A 25,594-nucleotide genomic window follows, 5' to 3' on the forward strand; every position below is an offset into this window, starting at 1 on the left:
AGGCTGCCGTGATCGCTCTGCTCCTGGCCGTCCTGGTGGGTGCCTCCGTATTCGGGATCTTCCACGGAGTCCGGCTCTACCGTGCCGACGCCAAGCTCCCCACCGACCTGGCCCTGGCCCTGGAAGTCGGCGCAACCCGCACGACGGCGGTCGGCTCGGCCGTCGACCGGCTGGGCATCCGCTACGCGCCGCTGGTCCTGCGGCTGATGGGCCCCACCCGGGTGGCGCGCAAGCGCCGCCAGATCGACTCGGCGGGCAACCCGGCGGGCCTCACGATCGACCGGTACGCGGCACGCCGCGCGGTGTACGGATTCCTCGGCGCCCTCGGTGCCTTCTCCATGCTCCTCAACGGCCAGCTGGTTCCGGCCCTGCTGATGGTCGCCTTCGGACTGTTCTGGATCGAGGCCGGCCTGTGGTCGGCGGTCCGGATACGCCGGGACCACATCGAGCGGACGCTGCCCGACTTCCTCGACGTCCTCGCGGTGGTCGTCAGCGCGGGCCTGGGATTCCGCCAGGCCCTGGCCCGGGTGGCCGACAAGTACGAGGGCCCGTGGGCCGATGAAATCCGCATCACCTTGCAGCAGATGGACATGGGCGTCAGCCGCCGCCAGGCCTTCGACGAGCTGCGGCGGCGCAACGACTCCGAGCAGGTGGCGCAGTTCGTCACCGCCCTCCAGCAGGGCGAGGAGCTCGGTTCCCCGATCGTGGAGACCCTGATCGCGATCGCCGAGGACATGCGGCGCACGGATGCCCAGAACGCCCGCCGACGGGCCGCGCGCGCGATCCCCAAGGCGACCTTCGCGGTCACCACCTTCATGCTGCCGGGCACCCTGATCCTGCTCGTGTGCGGGTTCGTGTACGGCGCGAACATCGACTTCGACGCGATGCTCGGGGGCGGGTGAGCACCATGGCGGTACTTGACATCGCGCTGCCGGCGAATCCCGCACCGGCACCATCCCCGACCCTCCAGGTCAACGCGCTCCAAGCCCTCTGCCGCCAGGTCTTCGCGTTCCGCATGGTGATGATCGGCCTGGGCGCGCCGCTGGCGCTCGCGAGGACGGCACACGGGGGGCCGACGTACCTGGTGGGCGGCGCGATCCTGTTGACCTTCATGCTGTCCTACGTCCTCTTCCGCGACTGGGAGCGCTTCGGCCCGCTGCTGCTGCGGCACCGCTGGCTGCTGGCGGTCGACATGGCCTTCAACGCGCTGCTGCTGGTCACGGCGACCCCGGAATCCCCACTCGGCTTCGTGTCGATCTGCACGCCGCTCCTGGCCGGCCTGGTCTACGGGTGGCGGGCCTCGGCGGTGTACGCGGCGGTGCAGGGGCTAGCGGTCGCGGCTCTCGCGGGCACGCTGCTCCTGCCGACGTTGTGCCTGCTCGCGGGCGCCGCGGGATCCTGCCTGCGCGACCTCTTCTTCCGCTTCGGCGCGGCGAGCCAGGCCCTGACCGAGACCCGGGCCCGCCTGGCCGTGGCGGAGGCCGTCCGCGCCGAACGCGACCATCTGGCGCGGGAGATGCATGACTCCGTGTCGAAGACCCTGCACGGCCTGGCCCTGACGGCGGACGCCCTGACCCGGACGGCCGACCCGGCGGAGCTCCGCCGCCAGGCGGAGCTGCTGTCGGTGGCGGCCCGCCGGGCGGCGGAGGAGTCGAGGTCGCTACTGACGGACCTGCGTCGGGACCTGGACACCCCCGGTGTCTCACTGCTCGGGGAACTCCGCGCCCTCACCACGGGCTGCGAACTCCGCACGACGGGAGTCCTGCCGGTGGTACCGGCCACGGTGGCCCGACACCTCCTCGCAGTGACCTCGGAAGCCCTGGAGAACGCCCGCCGCCACGCCGGAGCCTCCCGCGTCGTGGTCCTCCTGGCCGCGGACACCACCCACCTCACCCTCACTGTCGAGGACGACGGCAGCGGCCTCCCGGCCGATATCGACCTCCCCTCGCTCTCGCGCCGAGGCCACTTCGGCCTCCTCGGCATGACGGAACGCGCGACCGCGATCGGCGCGGCCATCTCCATTGCCTCCCGACCGTCCGCCCCCGGTACCCGGATCCGCCTGGACCTCCCGCTCGCGGCGCTGACCGGGGAGGGAAGCCCGTGACGCCCCTCCGCATCCTGATCGCCGACGACAACCCGGTTGTACGGGCGGGCCTGGCCGCACTTCTGGCCGTGACCGAGGGCATCGAGGTGGTCGCCCAGGCGGCGGACGGCCGCGAGGCCCTCCGCCTTGCCCGCCTGCACGCCCCGGCCGTCGTCCTGCTGGACGTCCGGATGCCGGGCGTGGACGGCATCTCGGCGCTTCCGCACCTGGTGCGGCTGGCTCCAGTCCTGATGCTGACGTACAGCCGCGAGTCGGAGGTCATCCGCGAGGCTCTGCTCCTGGGTGCGGGCGCCTACCTGGTCCACGGCGAGTTCACCGCCGACGACCTGATCCGCGCGGTCCACGACGTCCGCGACGGCCGCCCTCATTTCACGCCATCGGCGGCGAGCGCGCTGCTCGCGGAACTCCGGACCTCTTCGCAGCCGCAACGAACTGTGGCACAGTCTTCTGAGCGTCTGCACAACTCTGTTGCCTTCGGGCTGAGTTCGCGGGAGGTGGAGATCATGGAGCTCATCGCGTCAGGGATGAACAACCAGCAGATCGCAGCCACCTGCTTCATCAGCGAGAAGACGGTCAAGAACCACATCAACCGCATTTTCGCCAAGCTCCGGAGCACTACCCGTAGCGAGGCGATTGCACGGTGGCTGGGAACGGCCCGTCCAGGGGTGAGTGGTCATGGGTAGACGGAGTGCGTGGTGGGTCCGTAATTGGGCCCCGGGACCCTTGGTAACGACTGGTAACTCGGCGTACTGTCCGCAAACCAACAGCGGCACCGGCCCGGGAGGGAACCCTCATGTCGCACAACTCGCTGCTGAAAGCGTCCGTCGAGGCCAAGATCCGGCTGAGCGGATGGACGGACACGACGGTGACACGACTCCGCAAGCGCTACGCGAACCTCGACCGGGGCCAGACCGCGTTCGAATACCTGGGAATCATCCTGGTGGTCGTGGTGATCATCGGGGCGATCGTCGGCACGGGAATCGGTACGACGATCACCAACAAGATCAAGGACCAGATCGGGCTGATCAAAGCAGGCAAATGAGCACGGGCAGGCGGCTGGACGACAGTGGGCAGGCCTTCCCCATCTACGTCATCGCGGTGGTGGGTCTGCTCTTCGTCGCGCTCGCCTTCTTCGCCGTGGGGATGGCGGGTGACACCCGGAGCGAGGCGCAGAGCGCTGCCGACGCCGCGGCGTTGGCAGCGGCTCGTGAGGCCCGGGACGACGTCTTTGTGGGCGTCAACCTGATCGACCTCAAGCCGACCGACTGGGAGAGGATCCTCAATGGCGAGAGCTTTGATGTGAAGGGCGCCTGCGGGGAGGCGGAGAGTTTCGCACAGCGGAACGACGCGACAACGGTTCGGTGCGAAGTGGTCCTTCCGAGGTTCACGGTCTCGGTGAAGACATCACGGACTGTCGGAGAGTCTGTTGTGCCGGGCACTGGGTCGATGCACGGGGAGGCTGTCGCCACAGCGGTGATCAAGCCTCTTTGCTCCCTGGGGCTGGAACCGGCACCAACAGCGACGCCCGTTCCCCCCGACGGCGGGATACCGGAGCCTGGTCCGGTGAACATTACGTGTGATGGTCGGCCCATCGACCTGGATCCCCTGAATCCAGGTCAGTTGTCGAAGCTGGCGAGAACCCTCTTCAGCGTGCGCTTGGTTGGCTGAAGGCCATGAGAGACAAGGAAGCGGCGTACATGAACGTTCGGCACAAGGTGAAGGTCCGCGGGGGAGCGGCCGTAGCGGTTGCGGCGGTCTTGGCCCTCACGTTGGCCGGGTGTGGTGGCGATGATGATAAGAAGCCGAACGAGCCGCAGAATTCGTCGGCATCACAGCCTCAAGACGGCGGTTCCAAAGCTCCGGTTCCGAGCAGTACGCCCACGCAGGTGCTCGCCACCGTAAATGGCGAGAGCGGCATCGTCTTGACGGTCAATGCTGCCAATCGCGACCAGGGTGGCTTCATTACCGTGAGTGGGCAAATCAAGAACACGACTGCGAACGACTTCACGCACACCACGGCGTGGAGGGGGAATGAACTCACCTCAAGTGGCGAGTCCATCGCCGGCGCCACCCTCGTGGACAAGGCCGGCAAGAAGCGGTACTACGTGCTCCGCGACACGGACGGCCGCTGTCTGTGCACCACGGGCATCTCGAACATCAATGCAGGGCAGTCCGTTCCGTTCTTCGCGCAATTCCCAATGCCTCCAGCCACCACCACCGAGGTTGACTTCACGCTCCCCACCTTCGCCACGGCCACCATCAAGATCTCAGGGTGACGCCATGAAAAATCGCCACGGCACCACCGCCGCCACGGCAGTCGCCGGGCTGGTCATAGCCGGCGCACATTTCATCGGCGCGACAAGTGCCTACGCCGACGACAATCCGACGGTGCCCCCCGGAACAGAGCCGTCGGCTTCCGCCCCGGTGCCCCTCGACGCCAACGCCCCCGGGCTGAAGATCCCTCAGGGCGGAACCCTCGCTCCGGTCAAGGTGCTGGACATCGCCGAAGTCGTCGAGGACCTCGGGGGTGAGCAGCGGCGGCAGGAGACCAATCAGACCGTCATGATGGCGCTGCAGTCCGAGGTGATGTTCCCCGAGAACAGTGCCGTCTTCAACGCCCAGGCCGCCGCGCGGCTGCAAGCCATCGCGCAGGAGATCAACACCCAGAAGGCCACCCGGGTCCGGATCTTCGGGTTCACCGACGACCAGGGCAGCTACGAGCACGGGCAGGAGCTCTCCAAGCAGCGCGCCGACGCCGTGCAGGCGGAGTTGGCGAAGACCGTGACCAACCCCGCCGTCGTCTTCGACGTGCGCGGGTACAGCGAGGACTACCCGATCGCCGACAACAACACCGAGGAAGGCCGCAAGAAGAACCGCCGCGTCGAGATCACCTTCCCGCGCGGCGCGGCCCAGTAGGGGCGGCCCGGACACGCGAACACCTTCGGTGCGCACCGGGGCTCGGGGCCTCGGTGCGCACCGAAGGTGCGTTCGACGGTCTGCTCGGGTCAGGTCAGCAGGTGGGGATGCGGTTCAGGTTCTGGGCGTAGCGGGCGGCGATCCAGCCGCGGCCGTCGGCGAGCTTGTACCAGAGGGAGTTGCCGTCCACCTCGGTGCCGTTCGTCTTGCACAGCACCTGGACCTCGCCGCCGTGCTTGATCACGCCGGTCTTGCCGTAGTGCGTGCCGGGGCCGGTACGGATGTGCAGCTTGTCGCTGACGATGCGGGCCTTCGGCTTCTGGCCCTTGTCGTGCTTGTCCTTGTCCTTGCCGTGGTCCTTGTCGTGGTGTTTGCCGCACTTGCACGCGCCCGGCTTCCCCGGCTTGCCCTGCTCGCCCTTCTCGCCGCGCGCGCCGCGCTCGCCCTTCGGGCCCGCCGGCCCGGCGGGGCCGGTCTTGCCGGTGCTGCCGCGCTCGCCCTTGTCGCCCCTCTCGCCCTTCTCGCCTCCGGACGGGCCGGTGTCGCCCTTCGGACCCTGGGGTCCGCGGGGGCCCTGCGGACCCACGGTGCCCGGACGGCCGGTGTTGCCGGTGTCTCCCTTATTGCCCTTGTCGCCCTTGGGTCCCGTCGGGCCGGTGTCGCCCTTCTCGCCTCCGGACGGACCGGTGTCGCCCTTCGGGCCCTCGGGGCCGCGGGGGCCCGCCGGTCCCGCGCTGCCGGTCTGGCCCGTCTGGCCGGTGCTGCCCTTGTCGCCCTTGGCGCCCTTGTCTCCCTTGTTGCCCTTCGGGCCTGCGGGGCCCGTCAGGCCGGTCTCGCCCCGTTCGCCCCGCTCGCCCCGTTCGCCGCGCTCCCCCTGGTCTCCCTTGTCGCCCTTGGGGCCGGGGCGGCCCGGCTTGCCGTGGTGGCCGGGCTTGCCGTCGTGGCCCGGACGGCCGTCGTGGCCGTCGTCGCCCTTGGGGCCCGTCACGGGAGTGGACACCGCGTACAGGGCCGGCGCGTCGTTTCCGTCCGCCCACTCACCGCCGCCGAGCGTCGTGCCCTCGGGAGCATCCGCGTCCACCCGCACGAGTACGCCCAGCCGGGTGTCGCTCCGCGCCGGGAAGGAGAAGCCCGCACGGGTACCGGCGTCGCAGGTCATCTGGCGCGCATCAGCGGAACGCGTACAGGGAGCGGCGGCCCGGTCGTTGTTCCAGTAGAACTCTGCCTCCGGGAACGTCGTCTGCTCCGGCGCGGTGATCCGGAAGCTGCCGCGCTGCGCCGCGTCGGCGCCCGCGCTGGCCACGATCACGACGCGGCCGGTCTTGCCCGCGGCGATCGAGGGGACGTACGGCTGGGAGAAGCGGACGTGCGGCGAGTCGTCGGCGAAGGCGGGCGCCACCGGGAGCAGGCAGGTCGCGGTGACGGCCGCGACGACCAGAGCCGCGGACGTGCAGCGGGAAGCAGACAAGGGTGTTTCCTCCGCAAGGGAAGACGGCGGAACCGGCAGATGACCGCCGAATGCGGTCTACCGGTGGACAAGGGGCCCGCGGCCAGTTAAAAGCTGATGATGCGACCCTGCCGTGTACGACGCGTTCCCGATCACTCGGCAGCCGTGTGAATCACTCCCGCCCGCCACGGACCAGGACGTACGCCGCCTCCCGCGCCCGCAGCGCCGGCCCCGGGCCGGGCTCCAGGGCCGCCACCACCGTCGCGCCCTCGACCAGCAGCAGGAGCTGCTCCGCCAGGCCCTCCCGACCGGGGCCGGGGCCGGCGACCTCGGCCAGCAGCGCCCGTAGCTCCGCCTTGTGCCGCCGCACCACGTCCAGCACGCCGGCCGGGCCCGTGCCCAGCTCCCCGTACGCGTTCAGGAACGCGCAGCCGCGGAAGTCCGGCTCCGAGAACCACCGCGCGAGCCAGTCGAAGACCGCCCCGACGGGGTCCGCGCTCCCGGTCACCGCGTCGCGCAGCCCGCTCGTCCAGCGTTGGTCGCGCCGCTCCAGGTACGCCGTGACCAAGGACTCCTTGGCGGGGTAGAGGCGGTAGAGCCGCTTGAGCGCGACGCCGGACTCCGCGCGGATGCGGTCCATGCCGACGGCCTGGATGCCCTCGGCGTAGAACAGCGCCTCCGCGGTGTCCAGCAGGCGGGTGCGGGCCTCTTCGTCGTTCATCGGGGCAACGGGCATACCGGCAGCGTAGACCAGGATCGCTTGCATGGAGAACGGTCGTTCTCTAGGGTGGGGGAGGAGCTGGAGAACGATCGTTCTCCGTGTGTTGCCGAGCCGAGAGGTACGCCAGCCGTGACCACTCCCACCACTCCCGCCACCCCCGGCCCCGCAGCCCGCCGGATACCCCCCGAACCAGGCCTTCGCCGAGATGTACGTCCCGCGCTTCGGCCCGGGGTGGAACAAGCCGGTCCTGGAGGGCACGGGCACCGACCTGCTGAAGAAGGGCCTGGGCCACTACGCCGGCTCGGCCCGGCTCGGCGGGGAGGGCAACTTCGCGGTGGCCGGCCACCGCCGCACCTACGGCGACCCCTTCAAGGACGTCCCGGAGCTGCGCCCCGGCGACGCCGTCATCCTCAAGGACGCGACCACCTGGTACACGTACACCGTCCGGCGCGAGGCCCTGCGCGTGCTGCCCGACGAGTTCGGGGTCGTGGACCCGGTGCCGAGCCGCTCGCCCTTCACCGGACCCGGCCGGTACCTGACCCTGACCACTTGCGACCCGGAATGGGGACACAGTCACCGCCTCGTCGTCTGGGCCGAGCTGACCTTGACGCGGACGGTGGCCCAGGGAAGGCCCGAGGGTTTGGCAAGGTGACCCTCCGCTCCGGGCGGCTGGCTTTAGGCTGTGGCTGTACCGCCCCCGCGGTGCGTTGAACGATCGTGGACGAAAAGGACACAGGCGGCATGTACGGCTGGATCTGGCGGCATCTGCCGGGAAACGCGTGGGTACGCGTGCTGATCTCCCTCGTGCTGGTGCTCGCGGTGGTGTTCGTGCTGTTCCAGTACGTCTTCCCGTGGGCCGAGCCCCTGCTCCCGTTCAACGATGTGACGGTGGACGAGGGATCGGGAGCCACTCCGTGAGCGCGCGCATTCTGGTTGTCGACAACTACGACAGCTTTGTCTTCAACCTGGTCCAGTACCTCTACCAGCTCGGCGCCGAGTGCGAGGTGCTGCGCAACGACGAGGTCGCTCTCGCCCACGCCCAGGACGGATTCGACGGGGTCCTGCTCTCCCCCGGCCCGGGGACCCCGGAAGAGGCGGGCGTCTGCGTGGACATGGTCCGCCACTGCGCGGACACCGGCGTCCCCGTCTTCGGCGTCTGCCTCGGCATGCAGTCGATGGCCGTCGCCTACGGCGGCGTCGTCGGCCGGGCCCCGGAACTGCTGCACGGCAAGACCTCGCCGGTGCTGCACGAGGGCCTCGGCGTCTTCTCGGGACTGCCCTCGCCGTTCACCGCGACCCGCTACCACTCGCTCGCCGCCGAGCCGCAGACCCTCCCGGACGCCCTGGAGGTCACCGCGCGCACCGCGGACGGGATCATCATGGGCCTGCGCCACCGCGAGCACGACGTCGAGGGCGTGCAGTTCCACCCCGAGTCCGTGCTGACCGAGTGGGGCCACCGGATGCTCGCGAACTGGCTGGTGCGCTGCGGTGACGCGGGCGCGGTGGAGCGCTCGGTGGGGCTGGCCCCGGTGGTGGGCAAGGCCGTCGCGTGACGTCGGTCGCGCCGTCCGCGCCCACGGAGGGCCGGGCCGCGCGGCGCAGGGCGGCGCAGGAGGCCGCGAAGCGCTCCCGTACGCGTACGGGCAGCCGGGGCCGGGGCCGGCGGCGCAGGCGGTCCGCCTCGGGCAGCCCGCTGGTGGTCCTCAGCCGGCTCGGCGGGGAGCTGTTCATCACGCTGGGCCTGGTGATGCTGCTCTTCGTCGTCTACCAGATCTGGTACACGAACTTCCTGGCGGACCGGACGGCCCAGGACGCGGCCGGCTCCCTCCAGCAGAACTGGCAGCAGGGCGGTGACGCGGCGCCCGGGGCGGCCGCCCCGCCCGTGACCGCCTTCGAGCCCGGCCAGGGCTTCGCGATCCTGCACATCCCGAAGCTGGACGTGAAGGTGCCGGTGGCCGAGGGCATCAGCAAGCCGAAGGTGCTCGACAAGGGACTGGTCGGGCACTACGACGGCGGCGAGAACTCGGTGAAGTCGGCGATGCCCTCGGACGCCCAGGGCAACTTCGGGCTGGCGGGCCACCGCAACACGCACGGAGAACCGTTCCGCTACATCAACCGGCTGGTGCCGGGGGACAAGATCGTGGTCGAGACGCGGGACACGTACTACACGTACGAGATGGCCTCGCAGCTGGCGCAGACGTCGACGAAGAACGTCGCGGTCCTGGGGCCCGTACCCGAGGGCTCGGGCTTCACATCCGCGGGCCGGTACATCACCCTGACCACCTGCACCCCGGAGTTCACCAGCACCTATCGGTTGATCGTATGGGGCAGGATGACCGGTGAACGCCCCCGCAGCCAGGGTGCTCCGCCCGAACTGGCCAGCCCGTAGAGGATCCGCAGTGTCACGTGCCGCACCGCCCCCGAACCGCAGTCTCCTCGCGGGGTTCCTGAGCCTGCTGGGCGAGCTCCTGATCACGGTGGGCCTGGTGCTCGGCCTGTTCGTGGCCTACTCGCTGTGGTGGACGAACGTGCTCGCGGACCGGGACGCCTCGGCGCGCGGCGACGCGGTCCGCGAACAGTGGGACCTGCCGGCGGCCGCCCCGTCGGCGCCCGCCGAGCCGGGGGCGCTGGACACCCAGGGCGGCATCGGGTTCCTGCACGTGCCGGCGATGAAGAACGGCGAGGTGCTCGTCAAACGGGGTACGCAGGCCGACGTCATCAACGAGGGCGTCGCCGGGTACTACACGGAGCCGATCAAGTCGGCGCTGCCGTGGGACGCGACGGGCAACTTCACGCTCGCGGCGCACCGCGACGGCCACGGGGCGAAGTTCCACAACATCGACAAGCTCGGCAAGGGCGACGCGGTCGTCTTCGAGACCCGCGACACCTGGTACGTCTACAAGGTCTTCGCGGAGCTCAAGCAGACCTCGCGGTACAACGTGGACGCGATCAGCCCGGTCCCCAAGGAATCCGGCAGGACGGCCGCGGGCCGCTACATCACCCTGACGACCTGCACGCCCGTGTACACCTCGAAGTACCGCTACATCGTGTGGGGCGAGCTGGTCCGCACGGAGAAGGTCGACGACAAGCGCACCCCGCCGGTGGAGCTCCGCCAGTAACCGCCTTGCCGGTCAGGAAGCCCCTGGTGGGGGCTGTGGCGCCGCCGGACGGCGCGGACGGCAAAAGGGTCCGGCCCCCCTCGATGAGGGGGGCCGGACCCTTTTCGCGCCGGATCGGCCGAAGCCGGTGCGCCGCTCGCCGTCAGCGGCCGGAGAGGCCTCCGAAGAAGCCTCCGCCGCCGTTGTTGTTGCCGCCGTTCTGCTGGCCGCCGGCGAGGGTGTTGACGTTGACCACCGTGCCCGCCGGGACCTGCTGGCCGAGGCCGGGGTCCGAGGTCAGGACGATCGCCTTGCCGTCGTTCGGGCCCGAGAGCACGGAACCGAAGACCAGGCCCTTGGAGGCGAGCTCCGCCTTGGCCTGGTTGACCGTCTTGCCGGCCAGGTTCGGGACCGGGACCTGCTGGACGGACTTGGCGATGGAGATGTTGACCGTGGAGCCCACCTCGACGGAGTCGTTGGGCTGGCGGTCCTGCGCGACCACCGTCTTCGGCGGGGACCCGGGGGAATCGATCTCCGTGACGCTGCCGAGCTTCAGCTTCACGTCCGTCAGCGCCTTGGCGGCCTGCTCCTTGGTCTTGCCCGTGAGGTCCGGGACCGTGGCCTTGGACTGCTCCTTGGCCACCTGGAGGCTGACCGTCGAGCCCTTCTCGGCCTCGCCGCCCTTCGGGTTCTGGTCGAGGACGGTGCCCGGGTCCCGGTTGGACTCGACCATCTTCTTGTCGACCACGAAGCCCTTCTCCGTGAGCGCCTTCTCCGCATCCGCGACCGCCAGGTTCATGACGTTCGGGACGGCGACCTTGGGCGCGCCGGTGGAGACCTTCACCTTGACGACGGACTTCTTGTCGACCTTGGTGCCCTCGGCCGGGTTCTGCTCGCAGACGCTGCCCTTGGGCGCGGCGTCGCACGGCATCTCACCCTCCTTCTGGACGGTGAGGCCGACGTTGTCGCCGTTCTTCTGCGCCTGCTCGAAGGTCTCGCCGATGAGCTTGGGCACCACGGGCCGGTTGTCGGCGCCGCCGCTGAAGAGGGAGCGCCCGATGAGGATCGCCCCGACCAGGACGAGGATGCCGGCGGTCACCAGCAGGATCGTCGAGGCCTTGCTCTTCTTCTGCGGCCGGCGGCCGTGGCCGCCCTGGTCGTAGCCGCCCTGGTCCCCGTACCCGTACCCCGCGTCGCCCGGGGGCATCGGCGGGAGCATGGAGGTCTGGCCCGGGTCGGCGGTGCGCAGGGCGGTGGTGGGCTGGTCGTAGCCCTGGTGCCCGTAGCCGTGGCCCTGGTCGGGGTAGCCGTAGCCGGCCACGCCCATGGCGGCGGTGGCGGCGACGGGCTGGCCGTCGAGGCAGGCCTCGATGTCGGCGCGCATCTCGTCGGCCGACTGGTAGCGGTAGTCGGCGTCCTTGACCAGCGCCTTCAACACGATCGCGTCCATCTCGGGCGTGATCTCGGAGTCGAAGTTCGACGGGGGCTGGGGCTCTTCCCGTACGTGCTGGTACGCCACGGCGACCGGGGAGTCGCCGATGAACGGCGGCCGGACGGCGAGGAGCTCGTACAGCAGGCAGCCGGCCGAGTAGAGGTCGGAGCGCGCGTCGACCTGCTCGCCCCTGGCCTGCTCCGGGGAGAGGTACTGGGCGGTGCCGATGACGGCCGCGGTCTGCGTCATGGTCATGCCAGAGTCGCCCATGGCGCGGGCGATGCCGAAGTCCATGACCTTGACCTGGCCGGTCCGGGTCAGCATGACGTTGGCGGGCTTGATGTCGCGGTGCACGATGCCGGCGCGGTGCGAGTACTCCAGCGCCTGGAGGATGCCGATGCACATCTCCAGGGTGCGCTCGGGCAGCAGCTTGCGGCCCGAGTGCAGGAGCTCGCGCAGGGTCGAGCCGTCGACGTACTCCATCACGATGTACGGGATGGAGATGTTGTCGACGTAGTCCTCGCCGGTGTCGTACACGGCGACGATCGCCGGGTGGTTGAGCGATGCGGCCGACTGGGCCTCGCGACGGAACCGGGCCTGGAAGGACGGGTCGCGGGCGAGATCGGCGCGCAGGGTCTTGACGGCGACGGTACGGCCGAGCCGGGTGTCGTGGGCGAGGTAGACCTCGGCCATGCCACCGCGGCCGAGCACGTGGCTCAGCTCGTACCGGCCGCCGAGGCGACGCGGCTCTTCCATAACGTTGCAGCCCTCTCCGTCAGTCCCGACCGCACCCGTGTGTGGTCCGGCGGTGTGCTGTTCGCGCAAAGGCTACCGGCCGATCGTCGGTGATCGGTTCGTGACCACAGGCTGATATCGGACCGGTACCGTACGCACGGATCCGGGCGCGATCGGTGACCTGGGTCACACCTGTATGCCCCTTGCGGCTCTCTCGTGGTGCACGGCCTCTCCCGTCACCCCTTGCTGCTCTTCAATACGGCTTCCATGACGGCCTTGGCAACGGGTGCGGCGAGACCGGCACCGGAGATGTCCTCGCGGTCCGCGCTGCTGTCCTCGATCACGACGGCGACGGCGACGGGCGAGGAGCCGTCGGGGTTCTCGGCGTAGGAGATGAACCAGGCGTACGGGCGCTTCTTGTTGCCCTCGCCGTGCTGGGCGGTGCCGGTCTTGCCGCCGACGACGGTGCCCCTGATCTTGGCGGTGGTGCCGGTGCCCTTCTCGACGACGTTGACCATCATCTCCTGGAGCTTCTTCGCGTTGTCCGCGGAGAGGGGCCGGCTCATTTCCTGCGGCTCGTGCTTCTCGATGACGTCGAGGCCGGGCGATTCCAGCTGGTTGACCATGTACGGCTTCATCAGCTTGCCGTCGTTGGCGATGGCGGCGGTGACCATGGCCATCTGCAGCGGGGTGGCGGCCGTGTTGAACTGGCCGATGGAGCTGAGGGCGTTGCCGTCCTTGCCCATGGTCTTGTCGTAGACGCTGGCGAAGGCGCGGACCGGCGTGTCGATCTTGTCGTTGTTGAAGCCGAACTTCTCCGCGGTCTTGACCATGTTGTCCCGCGTCACCTTGTCGCCCATGTTGGCGAAGACGGAGTTGCAGGAGACGCGCAGGGCCTCGTTGAGGCTGGCCTTCCCGCACCCCGAGGCGTGGTTGATCAGCTCGGTCTTGGTGCCCGGCAGGATGTACGGGTCGAGGGTGTCGGTCGGCGCGTTGATGTCCGTGACGACCCCGTTCTCCAGGGCCGCCGCCGCGGTGACCACCTTGAAGGTGGAGCCGGGCGGGTAGGTCTCGCGCAGGGCGCGGTTGACCAGCTTCTTGTCCTCGCTGTCCTTGAGCTCGACCCAGGACTTCTCGTCGGCCTTCGAGTTGCCGGCGAAGGACGTCGGGTCGTACGAGGGGGTGCTGACCAGGGCGAGGATCGCGCCGGTGCGCGGGTCGATCGCCACGGCCGCGCCCTTCTTGGTCCCGAGCGCGTCGAACGCGGCCTTCTGCGCGGCGGAGTTCAGCGTGGTGACGACGTTGCCGCCCTGCTTCTTCTCGCCGGTGAACATGCCGATGGTGCGGTCGAAGAAGAGCCGGTCGTCGTTGCCGGTGAGGATGCCGTCCTCGAGGGACTCCAGCTGCGTGGAGCCGAAGGCCTGCGAGGCGTAGCCGGTCACCGGGGACCAGAGCGGGCCGTCGAGGTAGGTCCGCTTGAACTTGTAGTCGCTGCCGTCGGTGACGGCGGAGCCGGTGATCGGGTTGCCCTCGACGATGATGTTGCCGCGCTCGGTGGCGTACTGGGCGATCTGGACCCGGCGGTTCTCCTTGCGGGTGCTCAGCTCTTCCGCCTTGACGTACTGGAGCCAGTTGGTCCGCACGAGCAGTGCCAGGACGAGCAGCCCGCAGAAGATCGAGATGCGGCGCAGGGGCTTGTTCATGACGGGCGGACCACCTGGGTCATCTCGGAGTCGGGGGACGGTGCCGGGGCCGGGGCAGGGCGGCGTGCGGTGTCGCTGATCCGGATGAGGATGGCGATGAGGATCCAGTTCGCGAGGACGGACGAGCCGCCCGCGGCGAGGAAGGGCATCGTCATGCCGGTGAGGGGGATGAGGCCCATGACTCCGCCGGCGACGACGAAGATCTGGAGCGCGAAGGCGCCGGAGAGGCCGATCGCGAAGAGCTTGCCGAAGGGGTCGCGGGCGGCGAGGGCGGTGCGCACGCCCCGCTCGATGATCAGGCCGTAGAGCAGGAGGAAGGCCATGACCCCGGCGAGCCCGAGCTCCTCGCCGACGGTGGAGAAGATGAAGTCGGAGTTGGCGGCGAACCCGATGAGGTCGGAGTTGCCCTGGCCCCAGCCGGTGCCGAGGACCCCGCCGGAGCCGAAGCTCATGATCGACTGGCCGACCTGCTCGCAGGCGCCGGACTTCTGGTAGCAGGCGAAGGGGTCGAGCCAAGCGGTGACGCGGGCCTTGACGTGGCTCGCGGTGGCGCCGACGACGGCCGCGCCGCCCACGCTCATCAGCAGGCCGATGACGATCCAGCTGGTGCGCTCGGTGGCGACGTACAGCATGATCACGAACATGCCGAAGAAGAGCAGCGAGGTGCCGAGGTCGTTCTCGAAGACGAGGACGAGCAGGCTCATGCCCCAGATCATCAGGATCGGGCCGAGGTCGCGGCCGCGCGGCAGGTAGAGGCCCATGAAGCGGCGGCTGGCCAGCGCCAGGGCGTCGCGTTTGACCATCAGGTAGCCCGCGAAGAAGATCGCGATGACGATCTTCGCGAACTCGCCGGGCTGGATCGAGAACCCGCCGACGCTGATCCAGATCTTGGCGCCGAAGACGTCGGCGCCGAGGCCCGGGACGACCGGCAGGATCAGCAGCACGAGCGAGGCGGCCATCGAGATGTAGGTGAACCGCTGGAGGACCCGGTGGTCCTTCAGGATCAGCAGCACGGCGGCGAACATCGCGATGGCGAGCGCCGTGTACAGCATCTGCTGGGGCGCCGACTCGGAGAACACCCCGTAGCGGCGCTTGGCGGTGTTCTGCAGCCGCGGGGACTGGTCGAGTCGCCAGATCAGCACCAGGCCCAGCCCGTTGAGGAGCGTGGCGAGCGGCAGCAGCAGCGGGTCGGCGTACTTGGCGTAGCGGCGTACGACGAGGTGGGCGATGCCCGCCAGGACGCCGAGGCCGAGACCGTAGGTGAGCATGCCCGGGGGCAGCTTCCCGTGGATCGACAGGCCCGCGTTGGCGTAGGCGAAGATCGGGATGACCACGGCGAAGGCGAGCAGCAGGAGCTCGGTGTTCCGCCGGCTCGGCAGCTCGATGGCGCCGATGGTGGTCGTGTTGGTGACAACGCTCATGGTGTGGCAGGCCCCCTGTGCCCGCGTATGTCTACTGCTTCTCGCACAGGCCGACGACCTGCTGCTCGGCGGCGGTCAGGGCGGGGCCGGGCGTCTGGTTGCCCTGCGCCTCGGCGGCGCGCCGCTCCTCGTCCTTCTTGCACGCGGAGGCCTGGGTGCCGAGCTGGTCGATCTTCTCGCGGGCACCGTCGAGGCTGCTCTCGCTGATGGTCGCCTCGACCTGCTTGCGCTTGAAGGCCGGCAGGTACTTCAGTTCGATGTCGGGGCGGTCGGTCTCCACCTTGGAGAGCTCCAGGGGGCCGAGCTTCTGGCTGATGCCGCGGAACAGCGCGACGTGCTCGCCCTTGACGCCCACGTAGAACTGCGTCTGCGTCCAGCGGTAGCCCGCGTACAGACCGCCGCCGAGGAGTCCGAGGACCACCAGCAGGGTCAGCGTGCGCGTGGTCCACTTGCGGCCCTTGCCGCGCCGCCGGCGCGGGTGGTCGTACGTGTCCTCGTACCCCGCGTCGCCGTCGTACGGGTCGGCTTCGCCGAAGCCGCCGTACCCGCCGCCGGCTCCGCCGCCCTGTCCCTGGGCGCCGTACCCGCCGTACCCGGGGGCCTCTCCGCTGCCGGGGGGCCCGAAGGCGCCCGCGGGCGGGGGGGCCTGGCGGCCGAGCCCGGAGGCGCGGCCGGCGGGCGTCTGCATGGCGTTGCCGCCGTCGAAGAACTGGTGGTGCTGGTTCTCGGCGACCGCGCCGACGACGACCGGGGTGTCGTTGACCTGTGCGGCCAGGGTGTCGCCGCTGTCGGTGTCGAGGACGTCGGCCACGATGCAGGTGATGTTGTCGGGGCCGCCGCCGCGCAGCGCGAGCTGGATGAGCGAGGCCACGGTCTCGCGCGGGCCGTGGTAGTCGGCGAGGGTCTCTTCCAGGGTCTGGTGGGAGACCACGCCGGAGAGCCCGTCGGAGCAGATCAGATAGCGGTCGCCGACGCGGACCTCGCGGATGGAGAGGTCGGGTTCGACGATGTCGCCGCTGCCGAGCGCTCTCATCAGGAGGGAGCGCTGCGGGTGCGTGGTGGCTTCCTCCTCCGTGATCCGGCCCTCGTCGACGAGGCGCTGCACCCAGGTGTGGTCCTGGGTGATCTGCGTGAGGATGCCGTCACGGAGCAGGTAGGCGCGGGAGTCCCCGACGTGGACCAGGCCGAGGCGCTGGCCCGTCCACAGGAGGGCGGTGAGCGTGGTGCCCATGCCCTCGAGCTGGGGGTCCTCCTCGACCATGGCGCGCAACTGGTCGTTAGCGCGCTGCACCGCCGTGCTGAGCGCGGTGAGCATGTCGGAGCCCGGGACGTCGTCGTCGAGCTGGACGAGGGCGGAGATCACCTCGGAGCTGGCGACTTCACCGGCGGCCTGGCCGCCCATGCCGTCGGCGATCGCGAGGAGGCGCGGCCCGGCGTAGCCGGAGTCCTCGTTCCCCTCCCGGATCATGCCCTTGTGCGATCCGGCGGCGAACCGCAGGGACAGACTCATGCGCACCTGCCCTGTCGACGACGCTGCCTCCGGGTACAACCGGTCTCGAGCCACACTGCCCACCCTCCGGTCGGGAGCGCGCTCGGGTCCGTGTCCCCGGTGGGACGGACCGCTGCGGCTCGCTCGCTCCGCTCGCTCATTCTCGTACTACTTCCGCAGCTCGATGACGGTCTTGCCGATGCGGATCGGGGCGCCCGGCGGAATGGGCGTCGGAGTGGTCAGCCGGGTCCGGTCGAGATACGTGCCGTTGGTGGACCCGAGATCCTCGACGATCCACTGACCGTCACGGTCGGGATAGATCCTGGCATGCCTGCTGGAGGCGTAGTCGTCGTCCAGCACGATCGTGGAGTCGTGGGCGCGGCCCAAGGTGATCGTCTGGCCCGCGAGGGCCACCGTGGTACCCGTGAGGGTGCCCTCGGACACGACGAGCTTGGTCGGCGCACCGCGGCGCTGGCGCTGCTGCGGTGGAGCCGCCGCCTGGCGGCCCTGCTGCTGCGGGGCGCCGGTGGCGCTTTGGCCGCGCCGGGAACCGCGCTGCGTGACTCTCGTACCGAAGAGATCGCTGCGGATGACCTGGACGGCCACGATGACGAACAGCCACAGAACGGCCAGGAAACCCAACCGCATGACCGTCAGGGTCAGCTCTGACATTGCCCCCGCTTCACCCTTCGGCTTGCCGATAAATGATGGTGGTGCTGCCCACGACGATCCGCGAACCGTCGCGGAGCGTAGCGCGGGTGGTGTGCTGCCCGTCCACCACGATGCCGTTGGTGGACCCTAGATCCTGGATCGTCGAGGGCGTTCCGGTCCGGATCTCACAGTGCCGGCGCGAGACGCCGGGGTCGTCGATCCGCACATCGGCTTCGGTGCTTCGGCCGAGTACGAGCGTGGGGCGCGAGATCTGGTGGCGGGTGCCGTTGATCTCGATCCAGTGGCGTCGCACGGAGCCACCGGGGGACGCGGGAGCCGCGGGGCCCGGTCCGCCGGGAGCCGGCCGGCGCGCGCCGGGTCCGCCCGGGGGCGGTCCCGCCGGCATCGGCGGCGCGGAGACCGGGGGGTACCCGTAGCCGCCGGGCTGGGCCGGCGGGGCCTGGTGCCCCTGGCCCGGAGCCGGCTGGCCGGGGGCCTGGGAGGTGCTGGAGGCGAGCGTACGGCTGCGGACCCGGTAGAGCCCGGTGTCCAGGTCGTCCGCCTTCTCCAGCTGGACCTTGATGGTGCCCATGAAGCTGTAGCGCTGCTGCTTGGCGTAGTCGCGGACGAGGCCCGCGAGCTCGTCGCCGAGCTGGCCCGAGTAGGGGCTCAGGCGCTCGAAGTCGCCCGTGCTCAGCTCCACGATGAAGTCGTTCGGGACGACCGTCCGCTCCCGGTTCCAGATGGTCGCGTTGTTGTCGCACTCCCGCTGGAGGGCGCCGGCGATCTCCACCGGCTGGACCTCGGACTTGAACACCTTGGCGAAGGTGCCGTTCACCAGACCTTCGAGTCGCTGCTCGAACCGCTTCAGGACTCCCATGGGGCACCTCCTCCGTCGTTGTCGCCCTGTACTGCTTACTGATCGTATCCACGCATGGCGGATTCGGGTGGTTCCCCATCGGTCACGAGCCCAGGAGTGTTGGTCCTCACAAGCGATCGTAGGGGCGCCCCGGGACAGTGTCCCGCACCTGGAGCCGAGTGCGGGAGGGGCGGTCCGCACGGGTGCCCCGGGGAGCACGGAAAGCGATGTGAATCCACCCCCTCCGACGTGCTAATGTTCCGATGTCGCCAGGGGAACGGCCCGCAAGGGAAGAGCCACTGGTAGCCACTTGCGCGAGTGGCGGAACGGCAGACGCGCTGGCTTCAGGTGCCAGTGTCCTTCGGGACGTGGGGGTTCAAATCCCCCCTCGCGCACTTGGAACACCGGTAAAAAAGTGTTCTTGGCAACGACGAAACGGTCGTCATCGTAATCACGATGGCGACCGTTTTGCTTTGCCCGCGCGAACCGTACGAATCCGGGCCGGGCGGGGCGGGATGCGCCGGGAGACTTTCGTTGGGCGGGGCGCGACGAAAGAGAGCAGACCGGGGTCGGCCGCGGTGTCTAGGGTCGGGCGCGTGGATGCGACGGCGAGAGCACGTGCGGGATGGGACTGGCTGAAGGGGCCCGAGCCCTGGACCCGGCGCACGCTGGCCGGGGACCTGGCGCTGGCGGCGGTACTGGCGCTGATGGGGCTCGGCGTCGAGGAGCTCGACAAGGGCTCCGGGATGCGGATGGCGGCCAGTGTCGTGGCCGTGGTGGTGCTGACCCTGCTGCGGCGGAGACTGCCCGTGCTCACGCTGGTGGCGGGCTCGGCGGTGGGCGTCTACCTGCCCGGGGCCTTCCTGGTGGCGATCCCGCTCGGCTGGTCGGCGGGGCGGCGCATCGTCGGCGTCGGGCGGGCGCTGGGCGCCTTCACCGCGGCCTTCGCGGCGACCATCGTCCTCAGCGTGGTCAAGGACTGGTCGCTGGGCCGCCCCGTGCTGATCCTCGTCTTCGGCACGCTCATGTTCCTGGCCATGGTGGTCATGCCCGGCCTGGCCAGCCGCTACTGGTCCCAGCGCAATACGCTGCTGCGCGCCCTCCAGGAGCGCAACGCCCAACTGCTGCGCGAGCGGGCGATGGTCGCCGGGCAGGCCCGGCTGCGCGAACGCCAGCGCATCGCCCAGGACATGCACGACAGCCTCGGCCACCAGCTCGCGCTGATCTCGGTGCACACCGGTGCGCTGGAGGTCGATCCGGTGCTGACCGACCGGCAGCGCGAGGCGGTGGGCGTGCTGCGGCAGGCCTCCGTCGCGGCCATGCACGAGCTGCGCGAGGTCGTCGGCATCCTGCGGGACGGGGTCGAGGCGCCGTCGGCGGAGGAGGCGCAGCCGGCCGCGCGCGGGGTGGCGGGCATCTCCGGGATCGTGGAGGCGGCACGGATCGCGGGGACCGACGTACGGCTCACCACGGCGGGGCGGCCCCGGCCGCTGGTCGCCGCGTGCGACCACGCGGCGTACCGGATCGCTCAGGAGGCGCTGACCAACGCCTACAAGCACGCTCCGGGGGCGCCGATCACGGTGGAACTGCGCTACGAGGACGACTCGCTGGTGGTGGAGATCGCCAACGGTCCGGCGGCCGGCCCGGGCGCCGGCGAGGTGGTGTCCGGCGGGCAGGGGCTGACGGGGCTGCGCGAACGGGCCCGGCTGGTCGGGGGCATGGTCTACGCGGGGGCCGCCGAGGACGGCGGTTTCCGGGTCGCCGGGGTGCTTCCGTACGGGAGCGAGCCGGCCGGGGCCCAGGAGAGCGGGGCCGGGGCGGTCGGACTGGGCGGGGTCGCCGACGACTTCGGGCAGCAGGTGCTGGGCATCGGCGCGGCGCCGGTGGACTGGGTCGCCGTCGACCGCAAGCTGCTGCGCGGGAACGGCCGGACCGGGGGCGTGGCGCTGGGCTGTGGGATCGCGGTCGCGGCCGTGGTGGTGCTGCTGATCGTGATCGGGGCGGCGGTGGCGCTGCTCGTGGGCTCGGTGAGCGACACGACGATCAGCCGGGCCGACTACGACGGGGTGCAGGTCGGCGAGGCGGAGGACGCGGTGCGTTCCCGGCTGCCGAGCGGGGACAGCATCCTGACCGAGGGGCTCGACCGGAAGGGACCGCCGCGCCCGCAGGGCGCCGCGTGCGTGGCCCTGCTGGCGGACGATGATTCCGACTTGGGCAGCAACAGCGTTTTCCGGTTCTGCTTCAAGGACGGCAAGCTCGTCGACAAGCAGGCGTACCAGGCCGAGTAGGGGAGCACGGGTGACAGCCAAGGTGATCCGCGTGGTGATCGCGGATGACGAGCCGCTGATCCGGGCCGGGATCAGGATGATCCTGACCTCGGCGGCGGACATCGAGGTCGTCGCGGAAGCGGCGAACGGCCGGGAGGCGGTGGAACTGGCCCGCGCGCACGGGCCGGACGTGGTGCTGCTCGACATCCAGATGCCGGTCATGGACGGGCTGACGGCACTGGACGAGCTCGGCCGGGCGGTGCCCGAGGTGCGGGCGCTGATCCTGACCACCTTCGGGGAGAAGGAGAACGTGCTGCGGGCCCTGAGCGGGGGCGGCGCGGGGTTCCTGCTGAAGGACTCGGCGCCCGGCGAGCTGATCGGCGCCGTGCGGGCGGCGGCGGCCGGGGACGCCTACCTGTCCCCGGCGGCGACCCGGCACGTGGTGGACCAGCTGGCGTCCGGGCAGTCCGCCGGGCGCGCCGAGGCGGCCCGGCGCCGGGTGGCGGAGCTGAGCGAACGCGAGCGCGGTGTACTGGCGTTGCTGGGGGAGGGGCTGTCGAACGCGGACGCGGGCCGGCGGCTGCACATGAGCGAGGCGACGGTGAAGACGTACGTGAGCCGGATCCTGGCCAAGCTGGAGTGCGAGAACCGGGTTCAGGCGGCCCTGCTGGCCAGGGACGCCGGGCTCTAGGTACGGTCTGGGCCGAACCGATGGTGATCAGGGGGCGGAACGCATGACGGCGGTAACGGAAGCGCGTGTGGTGGAGCCGGGGTCGGACCAACGGATCCCGAGGGTCGAGGGGTTCGCACCGCGCTTCGACGCGGGACCGGCGAAGGGCTCGACCAGGGAGGCCGGCAAGGCGCTGCGCACGCGCGTGCCACGGTCGGCCCACGCGCTCTTCGAGGCCCCGGCGGACCGCCCCGACGCGGTGCGCGCGGTGGAGGAGTCCAATGCCGGCCGGGTCGCCGGGCTGACGCCGATACGCGTCGGACGGATGGCCGCGAACCCCTTCGCGTTCCTGCGCGGGGCGGCCGGGCTGATGGCTCACGACCTCTCCGGCGGCCCGGTGACCGGGGTCGGCGCGCAGATCTGCGGCGACGCCCACGCGGCCAACTTCGGCCTGTACGGGGATGCGCGCGGCCGGCTCGTCATCGACCTCAACGACTTCGACGAGACCGTCTTCGGTCCGTGGGAGTGGGACCTCAAGCGGCTGGCGACCTCGCTGGTGCTGGCCGGCCGGGTGGCCGGCGCGGACGAGGACACCTGCCGGGCGGCCGCGCGCGACGCGGCCGGCGCCTACCGGCGCACCATGCGGCTGCTGGCCAGGCTGTCCGCCCTGGACGCGTGGAACGCCATCGCGGACGAGGAGCTGGTCTCGCACACCGACGCCCGGGACCTGCTGGGCACCCTGGAGCGGGTCTCGGAGAAGGCCCGCAACAACACCTCCGCCCGGTTCGCCGCCCGGTCCACCGAGGCCACGCCCGACGGGGGCCGGGCCTTCGTGGACGCGCTGCCGGTGCTGCGCCGGGTCGGGGACGGGGAGGCGGCCGCCGTGGCGGCCGCGCTGGGCCCGTACCTGGAGACGCTCCAGGGGGACCGGCATCCGCTGCTGGCCCGGTACGCGATCCACGACGTGGCCTTCCGGGTGGTGGGCACCGGCAGCGTCGGCACCCGCTCCTACGTGGTGCTGCTGCTGGACCACCGGGGCGAGGCGCTGGTCCTCCAGGTGAAGGAGGCCCGGCCCTCGGTGCTGCTGCCGCACCTGCCCGGGCTCGGCTTCGTCTCCCCGCCGGAGGAGCACGAGGGCCGCCGGGTGGTGGCCGGGCAGAAGCGGATGCAGGTGGTGTCCGACAACCTGCTGGGCTGGACGACGGTGGAGGGGCGGCCCTTCCAGGTCCGCCAGTTCCGCAACCGCAAGGGCAGCGTGGACCCGGCGGCGCTGGCCGTCGAGCAGTTCGACGACTACGGGCGGATGACCGGAGCCCTGCTGGCGCGGGCCCACGCGCACAGCGCCGATCCGCGGCTGCTGGCCGGCTACTGCGGGAAGAACGAGGAGCTGGACGAGGCGATGGCAGCCTTCGCCGTGGCCTACGCCGACCGGAGCGAGGCCGACCACGCCGTGCTGGTGGCGGCGGTGCGGTCCGGACGGATCGCGGCGGAGTCCGGAGTCTGAGCACCACGGGGTGATGTTTCACGTGAAACCGGTGGATGTTTCACGTGAAACACCCGGGCGGCAGGGCCTTAGGCTGGCCGGGTGAGCGAGCAGACAGTTCCCGAAGCGCCCGAGCCCGGCCCCGGTCAAGGCCCGGGCCCCGCTGCCGACGAACGGCCCGAAGCGCGGCTGGAGCGCGCCGTGCGGGCCGCCGAGCAGGCACTGATCGAGTTCGAGATCGCCGTGGAGACCTTCCGGGTGGAGGTGGAGAACTTCTCCCGCCTGCACCACCAGAAGCTCGGCCCGATGTACTCGCGCCTCGACGAGCTGGACGCCCTGATCGCGGAGGCGAAGGCGGCGCGCACCGGGGACCCGGAGGACCTGCGCCGGGCCCGCGATGCCCGTTCGCTGGTGATGCCGATGCCCGGGGTGGAGGAGCTGTTCCACGACTGGCTGGACTCGGACGGGATGCCCGACGACGCGTCCGCGATGCTCACCGACCGCCAGGTGCGGCCGCCGGAGCGGGTGCGCCCCTCGGAGGAGGTCCGCCGCCTCTACCGCGAGCTGGTCCGCCAGGCGCATCCGGACCTGGCCCAGGACGAGGCCGAGCGCGAGCGGCGCGATGCGTTCATCGTGCGGGTCAACGCCGCCTACGGGCGCGGCGAGGAGCAGCTGCTGCGCGAGCTGGCGCAGGAGTGGGCGGCCGGCCCGGCGCCGGCCGAGCAGCGGCTGAGCGAGAGCGAGGAGCTGTACGAGCGGCTGGAGTGGCTCTCGCGGCGCAAGGAACTGCTGTCGCTGGTGGCCCGGGAGCTCGAGGAGAGCGCGATCGGGTCGATGCTGCGGATGGCCCCGGAGGATCCGGACCGGCTGCTGGAGGAGATCGCCGAGCAGCTGCTCGGCGACGTGGAGAAGCGCGAGGCGGAGCTGGCGGCGCTGGGCACTCCGTAGGGGGTGCGCGGCCGCTTCGGATAGGTTGGCTCACCTATCCGTGACGAGAGAAGGCGACAGACATGAACTCCGGACCGCTTCCCTCGGTGGCCGCCTCCGCACTGCCCTCCGAGGCCTTCGTCCTCGATGTTCGGGAGAACGACGAATGGGCGGCCGGCCATGCCGAGGGTGCGCTGCACATCCCGATGAGCGAGTTCGTGGCGCGCATCGGTGAGCTGACCGAGAAGATCGAGGACGAGCGCCCGGTCTACGTGATGTGCCGGGTCGGCGGGCGCTCCGCCCAGGTGGCCCAGTACCTGCGGGGCCAGGACATCGACGCCGTGAACGTGGCCGGCGGCATGCAGGACTGGGAGGCCGCGGGCCGCCCGGTCGTCACCGACGCGGGCGCCCCGGGCTTCGTCGTCTGACGCCTGACGTCTGACGTCTGACGCCTGCCTCAGGCGAGGGGGTGGGCGGCCAGCAGGTCGCCCAGCGCCTCCTCGTGCACGGCGGCCGGGCCGAGCTGGAGCTCCAGCTGCTTGGCCCACGCGTGGTAGCGGTGGAGCGGATAGTCGGTGTCGGCGCCGAAGCCGCCGTGCAGGTGCTGCGCGGTCTGCACGACGCGCCGTACGCCCTCGGAGGCCCAGATCTTGGCCACGGCCACGTCGCCGGCGCTCGGCAGCGGGCCGCCCGCCCCGCCCGTGGACGCGTCGAGCCGCCAGGCGGCCTGCCAGAGGGTGACCTCCATGGCGCGCAGGTCGATGTAGCGGTCGGCGGCCTGGACGGCGACGGCCTGGAAGGTGGCCACCGGGAAGCCGAACTGCTCGCGCTTGCCGGTGTACTGGCTGGTCATGGCGAGGACGCCCTCGCCGAGGCCGAGCGCGAGCGCGCAGGTCCCGGTGGCGAGGAGCTGGCGCAGGTGGTCCCAGGCCCCGGGGGCGTCGATGAGGTGCGCGGCCGGGACCCGTACGCCGTCGAGGGTGACCTCGGCGAGCCGCTCCCCGCTGGTGGAGTACTGCTCCGCGAGGGACAGGCCCTCGGCGGGGCGGGGGACGAGCGCGAGGACGCTCTCGCCCTCCCCGGTGTGGGCCGGTACGGCGATCCAGTCGGCGTTGTGCCCCCAGGCGACCGAGGTCTGCACCCCTTCCAGCACCCACTCCGCGCCGTCCCGCCGTGCGGTGACGGCCAGTTCGGCCGGGTCGTGGCCGCTGCGGCCGTGCGCGGCGACGGTGAGGACCACGCTGCCCTGCCCGGCCTCGCGCAGCAGGGCGCCGGCCAGTTCCGGGCTGCCGTGGGCCTGGACGGCCATGGCGGTGGCGCAGTGTTCCAGCAGCGGCACCCGGGCCAGCACCCGGCCCGCCTCGCGCAGCACCAGGCACAGGGCGATCGCGTCGAGTCCGGGGCCGCCGTGCTGCTCGGCGAGGACCAGGCTCAGCAGGTCGGAGCCCGCGAGCTTGGCCCACAGCGCGCGGTCGAACTCCTCGGCGACGGCCCTCGGGGTGAGCGCCGGACTGGGCACGCTGTCGGGGGCCACGCCCGCGAAGACGGCCTTGGCCGCCTCGACGGCGGCCTGCTGCTCCTCGGTGAAGGTGAAGTCCACTGCCTGTCCTCCCGCGTGCCCGGAACGTGCTCTGTCTGACGGTGCGTCAAGATAGAACACGTTCTTGAAAA

24 protein-coding genes, 1 tRNA gene and 2 pseudogenes are annotated in these 25,594 nt (G+C 70.9%); 18 read left to right on the top strand and 9 right to left on the bottom strand.

All coding sequences use genetic code 11. The features are described 5' to 3' along the window. Window positions 1-11 precede the first annotated feature (11 nt). From DRB89_RS15755 to DRB89_RS15780, 7 genes are all read left to right on the top strand, one after another. The gene (locus DRB89_RS15755; RefSeq protein WP_112453555.1) at window positions 12-902 is read left to right on the top strand and encodes a DUF5936 domain-containing protein; all 891 of its coding nucleotides are present in this window, start codon (window positions 12-14) and stop codon (window positions 900-902) included. Between the two features lie 5 nt (window positions 903-907). After that, window positions 908-2,104 (top strand): ATP-binding protein, encoded by a 1,197-nt coding sequence (locus DRB89_RS15760; protein ID WP_112453556.1) that lies wholly within the window; start codon window positions 908-910, stop codon window positions 2,102-2,104. Then, entirely contained in the window at window positions 2,101-2,787 is a 687-nt protein-coding gene (locus tag DRB89_RS15765) for a response regulator transcription factor (protein WP_112449573.1), read from the top strand. The genes DRB89_RS15760 and DRB89_RS15765 overlap by 4 nt, the downstream gene beginning before the upstream one ends. 110 nt (window positions 2,788-2,897) lie before the next feature. Then, a complete protein-coding gene (locus DRB89_RS15770) occupies window positions 2,898-3,146 on the top strand; it encodes a hypothetical protein (protein ID WP_239516166.1) in 249 nt (82 codons plus the stop codon). Continuing rightward, window positions 3,143-3,772 carry a pilus assembly protein TadG-related protein gene (locus DRB89_RS15775; protein ID WP_112449574.1) on the top strand — a complete coding sequence of 210 codons (630 nt, stop codon included), beginning with the start codon at window positions 3,143-3,145 and terminating at the stop codon, window positions 3,770-3,772. The genes DRB89_RS15770 and DRB89_RS15775 overlap by 4 nt, the downstream gene beginning before the upstream one ends. 5 nt (window positions 3,773-3,777) lie before the next feature. After that, window positions 3,778-4,380, top strand: a complete 603-nt coding sequence (locus DRB89_RS42955) for a hypothetical protein (RefSeq protein WP_239516167.1) — start codon at window positions 3,778-3,780, stop codon at window positions 4,378-4,380. Window positions 4,381-4,384: 4 nt separating this feature from the next. Beyond that, on the top strand, window positions 4,385-5,020 hold the full coding sequence (locus DRB89_RS15780) for an OmpA family protein (RefSeq protein WP_204357773.1): 636 nt from the start codon (window positions 4,385-4,387) through the stop codon (window positions 5,018-5,020). A gap of 94 nt (window positions 5,021-5,114) precedes the next feature. Here the strand turns inward: DRB89_RS15780 and DRB89_RS15785 are convergent, their stop codons facing one another. Continuing rightward, window positions 5,115-6,488, bottom strand: coding sequence for an SH3 domain-containing protein (locus tag DRB89_RS15785; protein WP_112449576.1), 1,374 nt, complete (start codon window positions 6,486-6,488; stop codon window positions 5,115-5,117). A 151-nt stretch (window positions 6,489-6,639) separates the two neighbouring features. After that, window positions 6,640-7,188: a helix-turn-helix domain-containing protein gene (locus DRB89_RS15790; protein ID WP_112453558.1), complete on the bottom strand. Its 549-nt coding sequence runs from the start codon at window positions 7,186-7,188 to the stop codon at window positions 6,640-6,642. A gap of 151 nt (window positions 7,189-7,339) precedes the next feature. Between DRB89_RS15790 and DRB89_RS15795 the strand changes: the two are divergent. From DRB89_RS15795 to DRB89_RS15810, 5 genes and pseudogenes are all read left to right on the top strand, one after another. Continuing rightward, a pseudogene (locus DRB89_RS15795) lies at window positions 7,340-7,840 on the top strand (class E sortase); the annotation flags it as partial. Between the two features lie 89 nt (window positions 7,841-7,929). Then, window positions 7,930-8,106, top strand: coding sequence for a hypothetical protein (locus tag DRB89_RS42960; protein WP_204358141.1), 177 nt, complete (start codon window positions 7,930-7,932; stop codon window positions 8,104-8,106). Beyond that, window positions 8,103-8,741: an aminodeoxychorismate/anthranilate synthase component II gene (locus DRB89_RS15800; RefSeq protein WP_112446678.1), complete on the top strand. Its 639-nt coding sequence runs from the start codon at window positions 8,103-8,105 to the stop codon at window positions 8,739-8,741. Before DRB89_RS42960 ends, DRB89_RS15800 begins: the two co-directional genes overlap by 4 nt. A 107-nt stretch (window positions 8,742-8,848) precedes the next feature. Then, window positions 8,849-9,577: pseudogene (locus DRB89_RS15805) on the top strand (class E sortase); the annotation flags it as partial. Between the two features lie 10 nt (window positions 9,578-9,587). Continuing rightward, window positions 9,588-10,307 carry a class E sortase gene (locus DRB89_RS15810; protein ID WP_239516168.1) on the top strand — a complete coding sequence of 240 codons (720 nt, stop codon included), beginning with the start codon at window positions 9,588-9,590 and terminating at the stop codon, window positions 10,305-10,307. A gap of 142 nt (window positions 10,308-10,449) precedes the next feature. Here DRB89_RS15810 and pknB read toward each other — a convergent pair whose 3' ends face one another. From pknB to DRB89_RS15845, 6 genes are all read right to left on the bottom strand, one after another. Then, window positions 10,450-12,474, bottom strand: coding sequence for a Stk1 family PASTA domain-containing Ser/Thr kinase (gene pknB, locus DRB89_RS15815; protein ID WP_112446680.1), 2,025 nt, complete (start codon window positions 12,472-12,474; stop codon window positions 10,450-10,452). A gap of 215 nt (window positions 12,475-12,689) precedes the next feature. Further along, the gene (locus tag DRB89_RS15825; RefSeq protein WP_112446681.1) at window positions 12,690-14,156 is read right to left on the bottom strand and encodes a penicillin-binding transpeptidase domain-containing protein; all 1,467 of its coding nucleotides are present in this window, start codon (window positions 14,154-14,156) and stop codon (window positions 12,690-12,692) included. Continuing rightward, complete coding sequence (locus DRB89_RS15830) at window positions 14,153-15,577, bottom strand: FtsW/RodA/SpoVE family cell cycle protein (protein ID WP_112446682.1); 1,425 nt, start codon at window positions 15,575-15,577, stop codon at window positions 14,153-14,155. Before DRB89_RS15830 ends, DRB89_RS15825 begins: the two co-directional genes overlap by 4 nt. A gap of 31 nt (window positions 15,578-15,608) precedes the next feature. Beyond that, on the bottom strand, window positions 15,609-17,087 hold the full coding sequence (locus tag DRB89_RS15835; RefSeq protein WP_239516169.1) for a PP2C family serine/threonine-protein phosphatase: 1,479 nt from the start codon (window positions 17,085-17,087) through the stop codon (window positions 15,609-15,611). A 147-nt stretch (window positions 17,088-17,234) separates the two neighbouring features. Beyond that, the gene (locus tag DRB89_RS15840) at window positions 17,235-17,738 is read right to left on the bottom strand and encodes an FHA domain-containing protein (protein WP_112446684.1); all 504 of its coding nucleotides are present in this window, start codon (window positions 17,736-17,738) and stop codon (window positions 17,235-17,237) included. Between the two features lie 10 nt (window positions 17,739-17,748). Next, window positions 17,749-18,597 (bottom strand): DUF3662 and FHA domain-containing protein, encoded by an 849-nt coding sequence (locus DRB89_RS15845; protein WP_112446685.1) that lies wholly within the window; start codon window positions 18,595-18,597, stop codon window positions 17,749-17,751. Window positions 18,598-18,888: 291 nt separating this feature from the next. Between DRB89_RS15845 and DRB89_RS15850 the strand changes: the two genes are divergently transcribed. The 6 genes from DRB89_RS15850 to DRB89_RS15875 all read left to right on the top strand — a co-directional run bounded on the left by DRB89_RS15850 (window position 18,889) and on the right by DRB89_RS15875 (window position 24,351). Continuing rightward, window positions 18,889-18,971: transfer RNA gene (locus tag DRB89_RS15850), tRNA-Leu, on the top strand. Between the two features lie 201 nt (window positions 18,972-19,172). Next, window positions 19,173-20,864, top strand: a complete 1,692-nt coding sequence (locus tag DRB89_RS15855; protein ID WP_162688599.1) for a histidine kinase — start codon at window positions 19,173-19,175, stop codon at window positions 20,862-20,864. Between the two features lie 10 nt (window positions 20,865-20,874). Next, a complete protein-coding gene (locus tag DRB89_RS15860; RefSeq protein ID WP_112446687.1) occupies window positions 20,875-21,534 on the top strand; it encodes a response regulator transcription factor in 660 nt (219 codons plus the stop codon). 43 nt (window positions 21,535-21,577) lie between these two features. Continuing rightward, window positions 21,578-23,017, top strand: coding sequence for a DUF2252 domain-containing protein (locus DRB89_RS15865; protein ID WP_112446688.1), 1,440 nt, complete (start codon window positions 21,578-21,580; stop codon window positions 23,015-23,017). 168 nt (window positions 23,018-23,185) lie between these two features. Beyond that, window positions 23,186-23,944: a J domain-containing protein gene (locus DRB89_RS15870; RefSeq protein WP_239516798.1), complete on the top strand. Its 759-nt coding sequence runs from the start codon at window positions 23,186-23,188 to the stop codon at window positions 23,942-23,944. Between the two features lie 62 nt (window positions 23,945-24,006). Next, window positions 24,007-24,351: a rhodanese-like domain-containing protein gene (locus tag DRB89_RS15875; RefSeq protein WP_112446690.1), complete on the top strand. Its 345-nt coding sequence runs from the start codon at window positions 24,007-24,009 to the stop codon at window positions 24,349-24,351. A gap of 29 nt (window positions 24,352-24,380) precedes the next feature. Here DRB89_RS15875 and DRB89_RS15880 read toward each other — a convergent pair whose 3' ends face one another. Next, a complete protein-coding gene (locus tag DRB89_RS15880) occupies window positions 24,381-25,523 on the bottom strand; it encodes an acyl-CoA dehydrogenase family protein (RefSeq protein WP_112446691.1) in 1,143 nt (380 codons plus the stop codon). Window positions 25,524-25,594 lie beyond the last annotated feature (71 nt).

This window comes from Streptomyces sp. ICC4, assembly GCF_003287915.1.
GTDB lineage: Bacteria > Actinomycetota > Actinomycetes > Streptomycetales > Streptomycetaceae > Streptomyces > Streptomyces tritrimontium.